At 73.5% G+C, this 14,830-nt stretch carries 17 protein-coding genes; 6 read left to right on the forward strand and 11 right to left on the reverse strand.

The features are described from left to right. Positions 1–29 precede the first annotated feature (29 nt). The 3 genes from ACZ7MF_RS18535 to ACZ7MF_RS18545 all read right to left on the reverse strand — a co-directional run bounded on the left by ACZ7MF_RS18535 (position 30) and on the right by ACZ7MF_RS18545 (position 2,136). Positions 30–389, reverse strand: a complete 360-nt coding sequence (locus ACZ7MF_RS18535) for a cupin domain-containing protein (RefSeq protein ID WP_007389344.1) — start codon at positions 387–389, stop codon at positions 30–32. 80 nt (positions 390–469) lie between these two features. Next, positions 470–1,447 carry a threo-3-hydroxy-L-aspartate ammonia-lyase gene (locus ACZ7MF_RS18540; protein ID WP_471477845.1) on the reverse strand — a complete coding sequence of 326 codons (978 nt, stop codon included), beginning with the start codon at positions 1,445–1,447 and terminating at the stop codon, positions 470–472. 8 nt (positions 1,448–1,455) lie between these two features. Next, positions 1,456–2,136: a helix-turn-helix transcriptional regulator gene (locus ACZ7MF_RS18545; protein ID WP_356856247.1), complete on the reverse strand. Its 681-nt coding sequence runs from the start codon at positions 2,134–2,136 to the stop codon at positions 1,456–1,458. Between the two features lie 106 nt (positions 2,137–2,242). Here ACZ7MF_RS18545 and ACZ7MF_RS18550 point away from each other — a divergent pair, with 106 nt between their 5' ends. From ACZ7MF_RS18550 to ACZ7MF_RS18565, 4 genes are all read left to right on the forward strand, one after another. Next, the gene (locus ACZ7MF_RS18550; protein ID WP_471477846.1) at positions 2,243–2,662 is read left to right on the forward strand and encodes a GntR family transcriptional regulator; all 420 of its coding nucleotides are present in this window, start codon (positions 2,243–2,245) and stop codon (positions 2,660–2,662) included. Continuing rightward, a complete protein-coding gene (locus ACZ7MF_RS18555) occupies positions 2,649–3,539 on the forward strand; it encodes an ATP-binding cassette domain-containing protein (RefSeq protein ID WP_471477848.1) in 891 nt (296 codons plus the stop codon). Before ACZ7MF_RS18550 ends, ACZ7MF_RS18555 begins: the two co-directional genes overlap by 14 nt. Continuing rightward, positions 3,536–4,492 carry an ABC transporter permease gene (locus ACZ7MF_RS18560; RefSeq protein ID WP_471477849.1) on the forward strand — a complete coding sequence of 319 codons (957 nt, stop codon included), beginning with the start codon at positions 3,536–3,538 and terminating at the stop codon, positions 4,490–4,492. The genes ACZ7MF_RS18555 and ACZ7MF_RS18560 overlap by 4 nt, the downstream gene beginning before the upstream one ends. Before the next feature lie 83 nt (positions 4,493–4,575). Continuing rightward, entirely contained in the window at positions 4,576–5,376 is an 801-nt protein-coding gene (locus ACZ7MF_RS18565) for a class I SAM-dependent methyltransferase (protein ID WP_471477850.1), read from the forward strand. A 44-nt stretch (positions 5,377–5,420) separates the two neighbouring features. Here ACZ7MF_RS18565 and ACZ7MF_RS18570 read toward each other — a convergent pair whose 3' ends face one another. Then, positions 5,421–5,669 carry a hypothetical protein gene (locus ACZ7MF_RS18570; RefSeq protein ID WP_471478880.1) on the reverse strand — a complete coding sequence of 83 codons (249 nt, stop codon included), beginning with the start codon at positions 5,667–5,669 and terminating at the stop codon, positions 5,421–5,423. Positions 5,670–5,710: 41 nt separating this feature from the next. Between ACZ7MF_RS18570 and ACZ7MF_RS18575 the strand changes: the two genes are divergently transcribed. Then, positions 5,711–7,372: an alkaline phosphatase D family protein gene (locus ACZ7MF_RS18575; protein WP_471477852.1), complete on the forward strand. Its 1,662-nt coding sequence runs from the start codon at positions 5,711–5,713 to the stop codon at positions 7,370–7,372. A gap of 201 nt (positions 7,373–7,573) precedes the next feature. Beyond that, positions 7,574–8,950 carry an alpha-lytic protease prodomain-containing protein gene (locus ACZ7MF_RS18580; protein WP_471477854.1) on the forward strand — a complete coding sequence of 459 codons (1,377 nt, stop codon included), beginning with the start codon at positions 7,574–7,576 and terminating at the stop codon, positions 8,948–8,950. 66 nt (positions 8,951–9,016) lie between these two features. Here the strand turns inward: ACZ7MF_RS18580 and ACZ7MF_RS18585 are convergent, their stop codons facing one another. The 7 genes from ACZ7MF_RS18585 to ACZ7MF_RS18615 form a co-directional block, all read right to left on the reverse strand. Then, on the reverse strand, positions 9,017–10,096 hold the full coding sequence (locus ACZ7MF_RS18585) for a serine hydrolase domain-containing protein (protein WP_471477856.1): 1,080 nt from the start codon (positions 10,094–10,096) through the stop codon (positions 9,017–9,019). Further along, positions 10,093–11,013, reverse strand: coding sequence for a DUF6895 family protein (locus ACZ7MF_RS18590; RefSeq protein WP_471477857.1), 921 nt, complete (start codon positions 11,011–11,013; stop codon positions 10,093–10,095). The genes ACZ7MF_RS18585 and ACZ7MF_RS18590 overlap by 4 nt, the downstream gene beginning before the upstream one ends. Further along, the gene (locus tag ACZ7MF_RS18595) at positions 11,010–11,942 is read right to left on the reverse strand and encodes a DUF6895 family protein (RefSeq protein WP_471477858.1); all 933 of its coding nucleotides are present in this window, start codon (positions 11,940–11,942) and stop codon (positions 11,010–11,012) included. Before ACZ7MF_RS18595 ends, ACZ7MF_RS18590 begins: the two co-directional genes overlap by 4 nt. Next, a complete protein-coding gene (locus ACZ7MF_RS18600) occupies positions 11,939–12,628 on the reverse strand; it encodes a hypothetical protein (protein ID WP_471477860.1) in 690 nt (229 codons plus the stop codon). Before ACZ7MF_RS18600 ends, ACZ7MF_RS18595 begins: the two co-directional genes overlap by 4 nt. 20 nt (positions 12,629–12,648) lie before the next feature. Then, complete coding sequence (locus ACZ7MF_RS18605; protein ID WP_115740535.1) at positions 12,649–12,837, reverse strand: hypothetical protein; 189 nt, start codon at positions 12,835–12,837, stop codon at positions 12,649–12,651. A gap of 125 nt (positions 12,838–12,962) precedes the next feature. Continuing rightward, positions 12,963–13,601, reverse strand: a complete 639-nt coding sequence (locus ACZ7MF_RS18610) for a class I SAM-dependent methyltransferase (RefSeq protein WP_471477861.1) — start codon at positions 13,599–13,601, stop codon at positions 12,963–12,965. Between the two features lie 139 nt (positions 13,602–13,740). Further along, positions 13,741–14,760 (reverse strand): mechanosensitive ion channel family protein, encoded by a 1,020-nt coding sequence (locus ACZ7MF_RS18615; RefSeq protein WP_471477862.1) that lies wholly within the window; start codon positions 14,758–14,760, stop codon positions 13,741–13,743. Positions 14,761–14,830: the final 70 nt, after the last annotated feature.

Raw genomic sequence — 14,830 nt, forward strand, 5'->3', positions numbered from 1 at the left:
CCCCTCTCGTGTGCCGGCCGGTCGGCGCGTCAGTCGGCCTTGGCGTACTCCTTCGCCATGCTGCCCGCGAAGTCGTACACGACGCACTGTCCGTCGCCCACGACCCAGGCGTCGTGGCCCGGCGAGCAGACGAAGACGTCGCCGGGACCCACCTCGCTCTCGGTGCCGTCGTCCATGCGGACGTGCATGCGTCCCTCGACCACGTAGCAGTTGTGGTGGATCATGCAGCTGTCGGTGCCCGCGATCGGCGCCACGGACTCCGACCAGCGCCAGCCCGGTTCGAAGGTGGCGACGGCGAAGTCGAGCCCTTCCATGTGCACGGCCTCGATGTGCCCGCGGGGGAAATCGCGCCGCTCGTCCGGCTTGTCGAGCGTCTTTGCCTCCAGCATGACGCTCCTCCTTTCCCTGTCCCCACCACTCCATCGTCCGCCTGTCAACTCGGCGGCGCCATCCGGGGGACGCACGCGGCTCAGCGGGGTGTGCCGCAGAGTTCGGCGAACCGGGCGGCGTCCACGTTGCCGCCGGAGAGGATCACGCCGACGCGACGTGGCAGGGCGTCGATCCGGCCGTTCAGGAGGGCGGCCAGCGGGGTGGCGCCGCTGGGTTCGAGGACGGTCTTCAGCCGTTCGAAGGCGAACCGCATCGCGTCCCGGATCTCGTCGTCGGACACCAGCGCGATCCCGTCGAGCAGACGCCGGTTGAGGGAGAACGTCAGCTCGCCGGGGGTGGGCAGGGCCTGGCCGTCGGCGATGGTGCGCGGGACCGGCACGGTGACCCGCCGGCCCGCGGCCAGGGAGCGTCTGGTGTCGTCCCCGGCCTCCGGCTCGACACCGATCACCCGGGTGCCGGGGTGCAGGGCCTTGACCGCGGTGGCGCTCCCGGCGATCAGTCCGCCGCCGCCCACCGGGGCGACCAGCGCGTCCAGCTCCCCCGTCTCCTCGACCAGTTCGAGGGCGGCGGTGCCCTGGCCCGCGATGACGTGCGGGTGTTCGTAGGGCGGGATCAGGGTCAGTCCGCGGTCGGCGGCCAGCGCTTCGGCGACGGCCACGCGGTCGCCGGTGTAGCGGTCGTAGGTGACGATCTCGGCGCCGTAGCCCGCGGTGGCGTCCCGCTTGGAGGGCGGCGCGTCCTCGGGCATGACGATCACCGCGGTCGTGCCCAGTTCACGGGCGGCCAGGGCGACCGCCTGGGCGTGGTTGCCCGAGGAGTAGGCGGCGACACCTCTGGAGAGCTGCTCCGGGGTGAGGCGGGAGGCCGCGTTGTAGGCGCCGCGGAACTTGAAGGCGCCGACCCGCTGGAGGTTCTCGCACTTGAGGAAGACCTCGGCGCCGACGAGGGCGTCGAGGGTGCGCGAGCGCAGCACCGGGGTGCGGTGCGCGACGCCCTTGATGCGGGCCGCGGCGGAGCGGACGTCGTCGAGGGTGACCGGCGGTGTGGTGGTCGTCACGGATGTCCTCAGGGGGTGTCGGCGGCCGGGCCGGTGTCGGCGCGGGCCTGGGAGAGGTAGTGGTAGGCGGAGGCGCGGGAGATGCCGAGCCGGGTGGCGACGTGCTCGACCGAGCGGCGTACGGCGAACACTCCGCGCCCGTCGAGGTCGCGGAACAGCTGGAGCCGCCGCTCCCGGTCCAGCGCCGCCCAACTGGTGTCGCGGCGCAGCGGGTGGGCGTCCACGATGGCGTCGACCACGGCGTCGATGTCGTCGCCGAAGGTGGTCGCCGGTACCTGTGCGGGGGTGCGGGCGGTCCCGGCGAGGGCGCCGAGGAGGGCGTGGGCCCGGTCGACGGCGGTGACGTCCAGGTTGACGCACAGGGCTCCGAAGACGGCGCCCGTGGAGTCGCGCAGCACCATGGTGGAGGACTTGAGCAGGGTGCCGTCGGCCGTGCGGGTGACGTAGTTCAGCTCGTCGTGCGCCTCGTCGCCGCGGGCCAGTACGCGCATGCCGATCTCGCTCATCGCCCCGCCCACGGTCCGCCCGGTCACCGCCCCCGCGACGGCCACGACCGAGCGCTCGGGGCGCCGGTAGTCGTGCAGCACCGCCTCGCAGACCGGTCCGAACGTCGCGGCGATCCCGTCGACGACGGGGCGCAGCGCGGCGAGGACGGCGTCGCGTTCGGCGTCCAGTGCGGGTTCGTTCATCCAACTCAGACTACACGTCCAGGTGCTGGACCAGAAGTCCAGGGAGGGCGCCGTTTGACATCGAGGCGCGACCTGATCATGCTTCTACTAATGAATTAATGAAACCATGGAAGGTGACGTGGTCGAGTACCGGATCGATCGACAGAGCGGCATCCCGGCCTATGTGCAGATCGTGCGGCAGACCGAGCAGGCACTCCGGATGGGTGTGCTGCAGGTCGGGGACAGACTCCCGACGGCCAAGGAGGTCGTCGCCGCCACCGCCATCAACCCCAACACCGTGTTCCGGGCGTACCGCGACATGGAGCAGGCGGGCCTGGTCCGCTCGCGGCGCGGGCTCGGCACCTTCGTGACGCGGTCGCTGGCGCGGCCGGGCGCGGAGGACGACTCGCCGCTGCGGGCGGACGTCGCCGAATGGGTCGCACGGGCCCTGGCGGCCGGACTGGAGCGGGACGACGTACTCGCCCTGGTCACGGCGGCCCTCGAAGAGCACGACGAGCAACACAGGAGGACGCATGACCGGGCCTGACGAGCCCGCCGCGCTGCACGCCACGGACCTCGGGTTCCGCTACCGGGCCCGCGGCGAGTGGGCGTTGCGGGACTGCGGGTTCACGGTGCCGCGCGGCCGCATCACCGCCCTGGTCGGCCGCAACGGCGCCGGCAAGAGCACGCTGCTGCACCTGGCCGGCGGGCTGCTGAGCCCCACCCACGGGCGGATACGGGTGCTGGGCGCCGAGCCGGACGCGGTCGCGGCACGCACCCGGGTGGCCCTGCTGACCCAGGACAGGCCGCTCTACCCGCGCTTCACCGTGGCCGACACCCTCCGCATGGGCGGCAAGCTGAACCCCTCGTGGGACCGGTCGGTCGCCGAGCGGGTCGTGCGCGAGGGCGACATCGCCCCGACGGCCAGGGTGGGCGAGCTGTCGCCGGGCCGGCGCACCCGCGTGGCGCTCGCCCTGGCCCTCGGCAAGCGGCCCGAACTGCTCCTGCTGGACGAGCCGCTCGCCGACCTCGACCCGGTGGTGCGCGCCGAGATCATGGCGACGCTGATGGCCGAGGCGGCGGAGCGCGAGGTGAGCATCGTGATGTCCTCGCACGTCCTGCCCGATCTGGAGCAGACCTGCGACTGGGTGCTGCTGCTGCGGGCCGGCCGGGTGGAGCTGAACGAGGACGCCGACGCACTCCGCGAGGGCCACACCCTGCTCACCGGGCACGTCGACGAGGAGCCGGCGCTGCGGGAGCACACCGTGGTGCGGCGTCGTACGCACGGGCGGCAGCTGACCGCCCTGGTGCGCCCGCACGGCCCGGTCGGCGGCGACTGGCACGTCGAGCGGCCCGGCCTGGAGGAGATCCTGCTCGGGCACCTCCAGGAAGGTGCCGCGGCCGCGAACGGGGAGGCGGCGTGAAGGGCACGCTGTGGCTGGCCTGGCGCCAGCAACGGGCACTGATCGTCTGCGGCGCCGCGCTCCTGCTGGCCGCCGCCGCGCTCGCCGCGTACTCCCGCGCGGGCATGGTCGACGACCTGCGCAGCGGGCTGTTCGACGGCTGCGACCCCGGGCCGCTGTACTGCACGCGGGCGCCGGACGGACTGCCCCGGTTCCTGGACGTCGAGCCGCTCAGGCTGCTCGGCGCGCTCAACATCGCGCTGCCCGTCCTGATCGGCATGTTCTGGGGCGCGCCGCTGCTGGGCCGCGACCGGGAGCTGGGCACCCACCGGATGGTCCTGACCCAGGGCGTCGGCCGGGCCCAGTGGTTCGCGTCCCGGTTCGCCCTGGCCGCGCTCGGCACCGTGGCGCTGTCCGGCGCGCTGGCCCTGCTGTTCCGCTGGTGGTGGGAGCCCGCGGTCAACCGCAGCTACGGCCTGTTCTGGTACGAGGCCACCGCGCTGACCGGCTCCGGGCCCTCCCTGGTCGCCGCCGCGCTGTTCGGGCTGGCGGTGGGCACCCTCGCCGGTCTGCTGACGCGCCGGGTGCTGTCCGCGATGGCCTGGACGCTGCTGGTCACCGGCGTGGTGACGGTCGCGGTGCAGTGGACGCACCGGGCCCGCCTGCTGGTTCCGCCGCACCGGTACGTCAGCGACGGCTGGCGGCCCAAGGAACCGATGGGCGACAAGTGGTCCACCGGGCACTACGGACTGATCACCGGTTCCGGCCGCCGGGACTCCGTGCTGGAGTGCGCCTTCCCCTCCGGGCGTGAACTGCGGGAGTGCATGACCCGGCACGGGTATGTCTCCCGCTACTACGAGGCCAATCCGGCCGGCGACTACTGGAGCTTCCAGTGGACCGACACGGCGCTGCTCGGCGGCCTCGCCCTCCTCCTCGTCCTCGTCACGGTCCTTCTGCTGCGCCGCCGGGTCTGACACCCCGACCGGCACCCCTCACTGCCCGAGTCCCACTGCCCGAGTCCCACTGTCCGAGACCCTCGTACGGAGGTCGTTCCCCCATGCCCAAGGACGCCAAGTCCCCGAAGAAGCTGCGCAGCAACCGTGCCGCGCTCACGCACAAGGTCGGGTACGCGCTGCGCCACCCCGAGCGCGTCGGCCCCTACGTCCGCCGGGCCGGCCGGGACGCGTGGCTGCGGGTCAAGCACCCCGACCACGTCGGCTACTACCGGGCGGTGATGGCCTCCGACACCCGGCGCAACCCGGAGGCCGCGGTGGGCAGCCAGACCCACGACCGCTGGCTCGCGCTCGGGCAGATGCAGTTCGACTACCTGGTCGAGCACGGGCTGCGCCCCGAGCACCGCATGCTCGACATCGGCTGCGGCAACCTGCGCGGCGGCTGGCGGTTCATCGACCACCTGGACACCGGCCACTACTACGGCGTCGACATCTCGCCGGACATCCTCATCGCCGCCAAGAAGACCCTGACCGAGCGCGGACTCCAGGCCAAGCTGCCCCACCTGACCATCACCGGGGACCTCCGGCTGGAGTTCCTGCCCGACGACCACTTCGACGTCATTCACGCCCACAGCGTCTTCTCGCACTCGCCGCTGAACGTCATCGACGAGTGCCTGGCGCACGTCGGACGCGTCCTGACGGACACCGGGTTCTTCGACTTCACCTTCGACCGGACGGAGGGCACCGAGCACCAGGTGCTCCGCGAGGACTTCTACTACCGCACGGACACGCTGCTCACCCTGGCCGCCCAGCACCACCTGCACGCGCGGTTCATGGAGGACTGGGAGAAGCGGCCGCACGGCCAGTCCAAGATCCGCGTGAGCCGCTCACCGCTGCCGTCGTAGGCGGCCGATCGCGTGACCCAGGGGCCGGACGGTTCGTCCGGCCCCTACGGGCGCGGGTTGACGCGCCGCCAGGCGGGCCGGCAGTCCGCACCCCGGCGGACGGCGTCGGCGGCGCCCCCGGACTCGGGCAGCACGTCGGTCCAGGCGACGGCGGAGAACCGGGAGAGCCGCGAGCGGTGGAGGGACAGGCCGCACACGGTCTCGTTGCGGGGCCGCGCCCACACGCGCGTACCTCCTCCTGTGTGATCACTCCGCAAGCCCTGCCCGTTTAAGGCGTTTTGTCTGCTTAACATGCGGGGTCCGCGCATCGCCCCGTTGTACGAGAGGACACCAGATGGCGCCCACGGGCCGACCCAGCGCACTGGCCGAGCACGCCTTCTCCCCCCACGACGCCGTGCTGGGCGCCGCCGCCCGGCACCTCGGCCGAAGGCGCTTCCTCACCGTGACCGCGGCCGCCGCCGCGCTCGCCTTCTCCACCAACCTGCCGGCCCGCGGCGCGGTCGCCGCGCCCGAACGCACCGCCCGGATCAGCAAGGACCCCTTCACCCTCGGCGTCGCCTCCGGCGACCCGCTGCCGGACTCGGTGCTGCTGTGGACCAGGCTGGCCCCCGAGCCGTTCCTGGAGGACGGCGGGATGGGCACGGAGCGCGTCACCGTCGAGTGGGAGGTGGCACTGGACGAGTACTTCGCGGCCGTCCTGTCCCGGGGCACCGCCGACGCCCACGCCGAGTACAACCACAGCGTCCACGTCGACGTGAAGGGCCTGACACCGGGGACCGTCTACTACTACCGCTTCCGTGCCGGGGCGTGGCTCAGCCCCGCGGGCCGCACCCGCACCGCCCCCGCGGCGGGCAGCGCCACCCCGTCGCTGAAGCTCGCCGCGGTCGCCTGCCAGGCCTACCAGGACGGCTACTACACCGTGCTGCGCCACGTCTCCGAGGACGACGTCGACCTGGTGTTCCACCTCGGCGACTACCTGTACGAGTACGCGGTGAACTCCGAGGGCGGGGAGCGCCGCTACACCGGCATCACGCTGCCCGACGTGTTCAACCGCGAGACGATGACCCTCGCGGACTACCGGCTGCGCTACTCGCTCTACAAGAGCGACGAGGACCTGCGGGCCGCACACGCGGCGCACCCGTTCGTGGTCGCCTGGGACGACCACGAGACCGAGAACAACTACGCGGGCGGCATCCCCGAGAACGACATCCCGCCGTCCGAGTTCCTGCTGCGCCGGGCCGCGGCGTACCGCGCGTACTGGGAGAACCAGCCGCTGCGCGCCGCCCAGCTGCCGCAGGGTCCCGACGCCCGGCTGTACCGCCGGCTGCACTGGGGCACGCTCGCCCAGTTCGACATCCTGGACACCCGCCAGTACCGCTCCGACCAGGCCTACGACGACCGCCCGCACGCCCCCGGCGCCGAGTCGGACGATCCGGCGCGCACCATCACCGGCGCCGCGCAGGAGCAGTGGCTGCTCGACGGATGGAAGGGCTCGACCGCGCTGTGGAACGTGATGCCCCAGCAGGTGTGCTTCTCCCAGCGCAAGTTCGACGTGACCACCGACGCCGCGCTCTCCATGGACGCCTGGGACGGCTACCGGGCCTCGCGCAGCCGGGTGGTCGCCGGGGCGAAGGCCGCCGGGGTCGAGAACTGGCTGATCCTCACCGGCGACGTGCACGTGGGTTACGCCCTCGACGTCAAGGAGGACTTCGACGACCCGGCCTCCGCCACCGTCGGCACCGAGGTCACCTGCACCTCGGTGGCCAGCGGCCGGGACGGCGTGGAGCAGCCCGCCAACTGGGACCTGTATCTCAAGGCCAACCCGCACATGAAGTTCTACAACGGCAAGCGCGGCTACGTCCGGGCCGAACTCGGCCGTCGGGCCACCCACCTCGACTTCAAGACGGTCTCCGCCATCAGCACGCCCGGCGCCGCCGTGACCACGGCCGCGTCCTTCGTCACCGAGGCGGGCGAACCGGGGCTGAAGCCCGCCTGACCCGGGTCCGCCCGGCGGGAGGGCGTCCGCGTACTGCACATGGCACCCACGGCGTCCCCCATAGCGCGAAACAGTCCGGGGTCGGGCATCGCCCGGGAACTTTGCGGCAAGGCCTGTGACTTCGCCGCGGGCGCGCCGTGACCCACGGTCGCCCGCCAAAAACACCGCTGTCTCGCACAGCGCCCGAAGGAGGCACATCGCATGGTCGGCAGACATGCCGCGCGCAGCCGCCGCGCAGCCCTCACCGCGCTCGGCGCCCTGGTTCTGACCGCACTGCCCTCGGCCGCGTCGGCGGCGCCGCCGCCCGTTCCCGGACCGCGGCCCGCCGTGGCCCGCACGCCCGACACCGCCACCGCGCCGGCCCGCATGCTGAGCGCGATGGAGCGCGACCTGAAGCTGGCGCCCGGACAGGCGTCGGCCCGGCTGGTCAACGAGGCGGAGGCGGGCACCCGCGCGGGCATGCTGCGCAACACGCTGGGCGACCGCTTCGCCGGTGCCTGGGTGAGCGGGGCGACCTCCGCCGAGCTGACCGTCGCCACCACCGACGCGGCGGACACCGCGGCCATCGAGGCACAGGGCGCCAAGGCGGCCGTCGTGGGCCGGAACCTCTCCGAGCTGCGCGCGGTCAAGGAGAAGCTGGACGCCGCCGCCGTCCGCACCCGGACGCGGCAGACGCCGGTCTGGTACGTAGACGTGAAGACCAACCGGGTCACGGTCCAGGCGACCGCCGAGTCGGCCGCGGCCGCCTTCGTCGAGGCCGCCGGTGTGCCGGCCGCGGACGTGGGCGTCCGCGTCTCGCCGGACCAGCCGCGGGTGCTGGAGGACCTGGTGGGCGGCGACGCCTATTACATCAACGACCAGGCCCGCTGCTCCATCGGCTTCTCGGTCACCAAGGACGACCAGGAGGGCTTCGCCACCGCCGGGCACTGCGGCGACCCGGGCGCCACCACCACCGGGTACAACGAGGCCGACCAGGGCACCTTCCAGGCCTCCACCTTCCCCGGCAAGGACATGGCCTGGGTGGGCGTCAACTCCGACTGGACCGCCACGCCGGACGTGAAGGCCGAGGGCGGCGAGAAGATCCAGCTCGCCGGGTCGGTGGAGGCGCTCGTGGGTGCCTCGGTGTGCCGTTCCGGTTCGACCACGGGGTGGCACTGCGGCACGATCCAGCAGCACGACACGAGTGTCACCTACCCGGAGGGCACCGTCGACGGGCTGACCGAGACCACGGTGTGCGCCGAACCCGGCGACTCCGGCGGCCCCTTCGTGTCGGGCGTCCAGGCGCAGGGCACCACGTCCGGCGGCTCCGGCGACTGCACCAACGGCGGGACCACCTTCTACCAGCCGATCAATCCCCTGCTCAGCGACTTCGGCCTCACCCTGAAGACCACCTCGGCCGCCACCGGGACACCCGCGCCGCAGGACAACGCGGCGGCGGACGCGTGGACCGCGGGCCGGGTCTACGAGGCCGGCACCACCGTCTCCTACGACGGCGTGCGCTACCGGTGCCTGCAGAGCCACCAGGCGCAGGGCGCCGGGTCACCGGCGAGTGCCCCTGCCCTGTGGCAGCGGGTCTGACGGACAGCCGTCCGGCGCGGGGCCGCCCGAAGGGGCCCCGCGCCGGCCCGCGTCCCCGGCGACGGCCTACCCCTCCGCGAGGAGCGCGTAGGCGGTGGCGATGAACGGGTCCCGGGCGCGGAACCTCCGGCTGCACACCGCTGCCAGGGCCGTGTCCGTGTCGGGCCGGAAGCCCAGGAACGCCTGCTGGCCCAGGGTGGCGCCGCTGTGGAAGTACATCGGCCCGCCGTCCGTGGGGTGCCGGAACCACCCCACCGTGTGCACGTGCCGGTGTCCCGGTCCGCGCCGGAGCACCGGCACCCGCACCGCCCGCAGCGCACCGGCGGCCGGTGAGCGGTCCGGGTCCAGGTGCGCCTCGAGGAAGGTGAGCAGGTCGTTGGGGGTGGACCGGACGGCTCCGGCGGCCTGGAAGCCGCCCGCGTCGAACGGCGGGACGGGGGTGCGGCCGTCCTTGCGGTGGCCCACGGCATCGGTCTCGGGGCCCTCTCCCCGCAGGGCGGTGCCGCTGAGACCGAGGGCGCGCAGCACCTGTCCGGTGATCAGGTCCTCCCACGCGGTGCCGGTGGCCGCGGCGAGGGCGTGGCCGAGGACGGAGACGCCGTAGTTGGAGTAGTGCCAGCGGGTTCCGGGACGGTGCTTCGGCTCGTGGCGCAGGAAGGTGTCGGTCAGCCGCTCGGCCGGGTAGCGGGCGTAGGGGTTGGTGTGCCAGGCGGGCAGGCCCCGGCGCACGAAGCCGGCCGGCAGGCCGGGCAGTCCCGAGGTGTGGGTGATCAGGTGCGCGAGCGTCACGGGGTGCGGGCCGGGCGTCCTGCCGGGGTCCAGACAGCCGGCGGCCGGCTCTCCGCCGGTGAGCACGCCGCGCCGGATCAGGCGCGTCAGCAGCAGCGCGGCGAACGTCTTGGACGCCGAGCCGATCTCGTAGCGCAGGTCCTCGCGGGGGACGGCGGGCGGCGGGGCGGTGCCGCCGGCGCACAGGGTGCGGCGGCCGCGCCGGGAGACGGCGAAGACGACGTCGGGGGCGTCGCAGGCGTGCACGGCCTCCGTCAGCCGCTCGCGCAGCTCCGTGTCGTCGTTCGGTGCCCGCTCCGGCGGTGCGGACTCCTCCGTGGCGGGGACGCCCGGCCAGGGCGTTTGAGGGCCCGTCACGACGCGGAGTGCGCCAGCTCGGTGAGGGCGCGGGAGGTGGCCAGCTGGGATGCGAAGGCGGCGACGAGCGTCGGGTGGTAGACGATGTCGAACACCTCGTCGGGGTCGCCCTCGGGCATGTCGCGGATCGCGGGCATGGCGCCGTCGGGCTGCTGGGCGGCGGCGAACGCCTCCCAGGCCCGTTCGTCGAGGGCGGGTTCGGGCAGACAGGCGTCGACGACGAGGAGTTCGCCGAGCAGGTCCCAGCGTTCCAGGTCCGTCCAGTCGTCGATCCAGCTCGGCAGCCAGGCCGTGAGGTAGTCGGCGACGTGCGGCGGCAGGCCGGTGGGGTTCTCGCCCCAGTCGGTCAGGTGGAAGACGGCGTGGGTGATGTCGTAGGCGATGTGCCCCTCGACCGTCCAGGGTTCGGGGGTGCGGGCCAGCCAGGTGTCGCTCAGGGCCTCGGCCTCGGACGGGTGGGGGCTCAGGCCGAAGCGGCGCTGGAACGCGGCCAGGCCCAGTCTTCGGGTGGGGGTCCGCTCGAAGGCCGCCCAGCTGTCCAGCCGGTGGTTGAGGACGGCGGCCCGTTCCAGCTCGGGCTGGCTGTGGCCCAGTTCCCTGAAGGGCAGGTACACCTCGAAGGGGATGGACGAGATCGGTTCCGTGCGCTGGCCGCGCACCAGCAGGCGGCCGCCGTCCAGGCTCTCGCGCCAGGCGTGGTCGAGGAGCCGTCGTGCCAGTTCGGTCTGCCGGGAGCCGGCCACGCCCTCGCGGAAGAGCACCTTGCAGATCAGGGCCAGTTCGCCGATCGGCTTGAAGCGCTGGAGGAAGCCCACCTCGGGGTCCGCGTCGGGCTCCAGCCGGAAGCCGTCCCGGTGGGCCCACAGCCATTCCAGGGCGCGGGCCCCGACGGTGTGCATCAGGCGCGTGGCGGTCATCCGAGCGCTCCTTGTCCGCCGAGGTGTACGTGGGTGAGGGTCGCCGCGAACGCGGCCATCAGGGTGGAGTGGTAGCAGTGGGTGAAGTCGTCGGCGGGGGCCGCGGCCACCTCGGGCAGGGCGCCCGACGGGTGCCGGGCCGCCGCGAGGCGCTGCCACCCCTCCTGGAGTGCGGACGGGTCGAGGGAGCCGGGCACGCTCGCCGCCACGGCGAGCAGTTCGCAGCTCAGGTCCCACAGACCGGCGTCCAGGCAGGTGTCGAGCCAGGGCGGCAGCCAGTGCGTCAGATACTCCGCGAGACGGGCCGGGACGCCGGCCGGACCGGCCCGGCCCCAGTCGGTGAGGTGGAAGACGACATGGGTGAGGGCGTACCCGGCGGACCGTTCGAAGGTCCACGGTTCGGGCAGGCCGCCCAGCCAGGTGCCGTCCCGTACGGCGCCGGGGTCTCCGGGCCGGTTGATGCCGCTGTGCCGTTCGGCCGCCAGGACGCCGAGCCGACGGGTCGGGTCCTGCTCGGTGAGCCGCCAGCCCCGGGTACGGGCCACCGTGGCGGCGGCCCGCTCGTAGTCGCGGTGGCGCAGCCCGGCCGCGGCGAAGGCGGCGTAGACCTCCAGCGGGTACGTGGCGAAGGGCTCCTGGTGTTGCAGGGCGGGCAGGAGCGCGCCCCGGCCGGTCTGCTCCCAGGCGTGGGCCAGCAGGTCGCGGGCGCGGGTGTGCAGGGGGTCGGCGGGGCCGGTGAGCGCGGCGACGGTGGCGCAGACCTGGGCGAGTTCGCCGAGCGGTTTCCAGGTGCGGTCGACCTCGGCGTGCGCGGCGAGGGCGTCGTCGCCCAGGGTGAACGCGTCGCGGTGCGCGTCCGCCCAGGCCAGTGCCGTCTCCGCCACGTCCCGTACGCTCCGGACCGCCTCCTGGACGGTCACGGCGCTCACACGAGTGCTCCGGCCCGCAGCTGCCGGGCCGCCCGTACCTGGAGGCCCACCTGCGGGTCGCCGTCGGCCATGAGTTCCACGAAGTCCAGACCGGACTCGAGGCCAAGGGTCTGCGGGACGCCGTCCAGCAGGGTCAGCCAGCGGCCGGCGCCGGCCGCCTGGAGCCAGTCCCGGCGGCGGACCGCGCGGACGAAGCCGCGGGCCAGGTCGAGGGGGCGCTGCCGGGCCACGCGGGCCACGGCGCATTCCTCGCCGGGCAGGGCGAGCGGGGCCAGGACGGCGAGTTGGTGGCTCAGGGTCCGCCAGTCCGCGACGTCGAGCCACCCGGCGGCCGGTTCGGGGCCGGTCGGTCCGGGTCCCGCCAGGCGGTGCAGGGTCCGGGTCATCGCCCAATGGCTCCACACCACGGTGGGCGCGGCGTCGGCACGCGGCGGGTAGCTCTCCACGGCCTGGCGGAACAGGGCGAGTTCGGCCTCGCCCGGGCGGGTGCCGAAGAGAAGGTGCGGCAGCAGGAAGTCGGCTCCCAGGACCCGGACGGCCGCCGGTGCGAAGCCGTCGGCGCCGGTGGCCGGCGACAGGTCCCCGGACACCGGGCCGTGGCCCCCGCTGCTGAGAGCGGAGGCCACGCCGGTTGCCAACTCCCGCACCGCGTCCTTCAGGAAGGACGAAGTGCTTGGCTGGTGCATTCACTGCTCCTGTCGGTCGGTCAGCCCTTCTTCGGGCGCGGGGTCGGCGGCGACAGCAGCAGGCCGTAGTCACCGCCCGCCAGGGCCAGTGCCGCGCACTCGCGGCTGTCGCGGAAGACGCCTTCCGCCTCGGCCGGGTCGAGCGCCGCGTCGATGTCGATGTTCGGGGTGCGGGTGATCTCTTCGGTCACCGTCTCCTTGGAAGGCATGTCACCATCTCCCTCTGGTCGGCCAATAGCCTTCACACCACAGGTGTCCCGGTACTCACAAAACCATGCCTATCTCTCAGAAAACTCATGAGATAACTTTTTCAACAAATCGGTCGAAACGGACATCACCGGCTTCGCCGCAACCGCCACACGTGGTCCTCGCGGTGGCCTTCGACACCGTCGGGCGAGGTGCTGGCGCGGCGGACGGTCTCGCGGGTCTCGACGGTCCATCCGCCGTCCGGCAGACCGAGGTCGGCCGGCACGCCGTCCAGGGTGGGGAACTCGGCGTCGAACGGGGGTTCGGTCTGCCAGGACGGCCAGCCGGCGTGCAGGACGAGCAGGAGAGTGCCGCCGGGTGCGACGGCGGCCGCCGCGCGGCGCAGGACCGCCCGCTGGTCGAGGGCGACCGGCGACTGCAGGTAGTGCGCGCTCACCAGGTCGAAGGTGCCCTCGGGGAACGATTCGCCCAACTCGTGCCGCTGCCAGGCGACGCGGTCCCCGACGCCTGCCTCGGCGGCGTGCACGGCGGCGCGTTCGAGGGCCGTGACGGCGATGTCCACGCCGGTGACCCGCCAGCCCCGGGCGGCCAGCCACACGGCGTCGCCGCCCTCGCCGCAGCCGAGGTCCAGGGCGGTGCCGGGCGTCAGGGCGGCCGCCTCGCGCACCAGCAGTTCGTTGGGGCGTCCGCTCCACACGCGGCCGGAGTCGCGGTAGCGGGCCTCCCAGAATTCCGCGGCGGGAGCCGGCGCGGGGATGTCGGTCATGGTGCCTCCTGGGGCCGGGGTCGACTGCTCGGTGGGAGGCGCGAGAGCCGCGCGCTCCGTGTGCAGGCTGCCCCGGCCGGCCCGGCGGCGCCAAAGATCCTTGCCGGTCCGGCAAATCCGGCGCCGACGGAGCGGTCCGTCAGCGCGTGAGCGCCTCCGCGTCGCCGCCGGTGCTGTCGGTGCTGTCGGTGCTGTCGGTGCGCACCCACACCGCCCGGCGCGGGAAGGGGATCTCGACGCCCGCGTCGTCCAGCGCCTCCTTGACCCGGCGGCGCAGCTCACGGGTGACGCCCCACTGCTGGAGCGGCACGGTCTTGACGGCGAGGCGCACCAGCATCCCGTCGGCGTCCAGGGACTGCACGCCCCACACCGCGGGGTCCTCCAGCAGGACGTCCGCGAAGTCCGGCTCCTCGCGCAGCGCGCGACCGGTGTCCTCCAGTACGCGGTAGACGGTGTCGAGGTTCGCGTCGTGGGACACGGCGACGTCCAGGACGGCGCGGGCCCACTCCTGGCTGTCGTTGCGGACCCGCAGGATCTCGCCGTTGCGGATGTGCCACAGGCCGCCGTTGAGGTCGCGGACGTGGGTGAGGCGCAGGCCGACGTGCTCCACCTCGCCGACGGCCTCGCCGAGGTCGACCGAGTCGCCGACGCCGTACTGGTCCTCGACCATGATGAGCAGCCCGGACAGGTAGTCCGCGACCAGGCTCTGGGCGCCGAAACCGATGGCCAGGCCGACCACCCCGGCGCTGGCCAGCAGCGGGCCGAGGGCGATGCCCACCTGGTCGAGCACCATGGCGACGCCGATCATGAACAGCACGATGGTGACGGCGCTGCTGAGCACCGAGCCGATGGTGCGGGCCCGCTGTTCCCGGCGCTGCCGTGCCCGGGACCGGTCGCGGTGCAGGACGGCGGCACCGCGGGACGGCCTGCGGGGGCGGCTGCTCTCGGCCTCGCCCGCCGACGGCTCCAGGACCCGCTGGACGACCCGGGTGATGGCCCGCTTGGCCACCGCGCGCAGCACGAGCAGGATCACCACGATGAGCGCGATGCGCAGCGGTATCCCGATCAGTGCCGTGGTGTGGTCGCCGATCCAGTCCGACCAGGAACCCGCCAGTTGCGGGTGGGGGGCCGGTTCGGCGGACGGGGAGGTGTGCGACATCGGCTCGGCTGCTCCGTTCCTCGGGGGCGACTTGTCCGTCGTCGGAGCCGCCTACCCACCCGCCGCGCGA

Source organism: Streptomyces sp. NPDC111628, assembly GCF_055635195.1.

Bases quoted from the DNA above. Each gene is read 5' to 3' on its own strand.
- ACZ7MF_RS18535 (WP_007389344.1), bottom strand. From the start codon at position 389: ATGCTGGAGGCAAAGACGCTCGACAAGCCGGACGAGCGGCGCGATTTC.
- ACZ7MF_RS18545 (WP_356856247.1), bottom strand. From the start codon at position 2,136: ATGAACGAACCCGCACTGGACGCCGAACGCGACGCCGTCCTCGCCGCG.
- ACZ7MF_RS18550 (WP_471477846.1), top strand. From the start codon at position 2,243: ATGGAAGGTGACGTGGTCGAGTACCGGATCGATCGACAGAGCGGCATC.
- ACZ7MF_RS18555 (WP_471477848.1), top strand. From the start codon at position 2,649: ATGACCGGGCCTGACGAGCCCGCCGCGCTGCACGCCACGGACCTCGGG.
- ACZ7MF_RS18565 (WP_471477850.1), top strand. From the start codon at position 4,576: ATGCCCAAGGACGCCAAGTCCCCGAAGAAGCTGCGCAGCAACCGTGCC.
- ACZ7MF_RS18570 (WP_471478880.1), bottom strand. From the start codon at position 5,669: ATGTTAAGCAGACAAAACGCCTTAAACGGGCAGGGCTTGCGGAGTGAT.
- ACZ7MF_RS18575 (WP_471477852.1), top strand. From the start codon at position 5,711: ATGGCGCCCACGGGCCGACCCAGCGCACTGGCCGAGCACGCCTTCTCC.
- ACZ7MF_RS18580 (WP_471477854.1), top strand. From the start codon at position 7,574: ATGGTCGGCAGACATGCCGCGCGCAGCCGCCGCGCAGCCCTCACCGCG.
- ACZ7MF_RS18590 (WP_471477857.1), bottom strand. From the start codon at position 11,013: ATGACCGCCACGCGCCTGATGCACACCGTCGGGGCCCGCGCCCTGGAA.
- ACZ7MF_RS18600 (WP_471477860.1), bottom strand. From the start codon at position 12,628: ATGCACCAGCCAAGCACTTCGTCCTTCCTGAAGGACGCGGTGCGGGAG.
- ACZ7MF_RS18605 (WP_115740535.1), bottom strand. From the start codon at position 12,837: ATGCCTTCCAAGGAGACGGTGACCGAAGAGATCACCCGCACCCCGAAC.
- ACZ7MF_RS18610 (WP_471477861.1), bottom strand. From the start codon at position 13,601: ATGACCGACATCCCCGCGCCGGCTCCCGCCGCGGAATTCTGGGAGGCC.
- ACZ7MF_RS18615 (WP_471477862.1), bottom strand. From the start codon at position 14,760: ATGTCGCACACCTCCCCGTCCGCCGAACCGGCCCCCCACCCGCAACTG.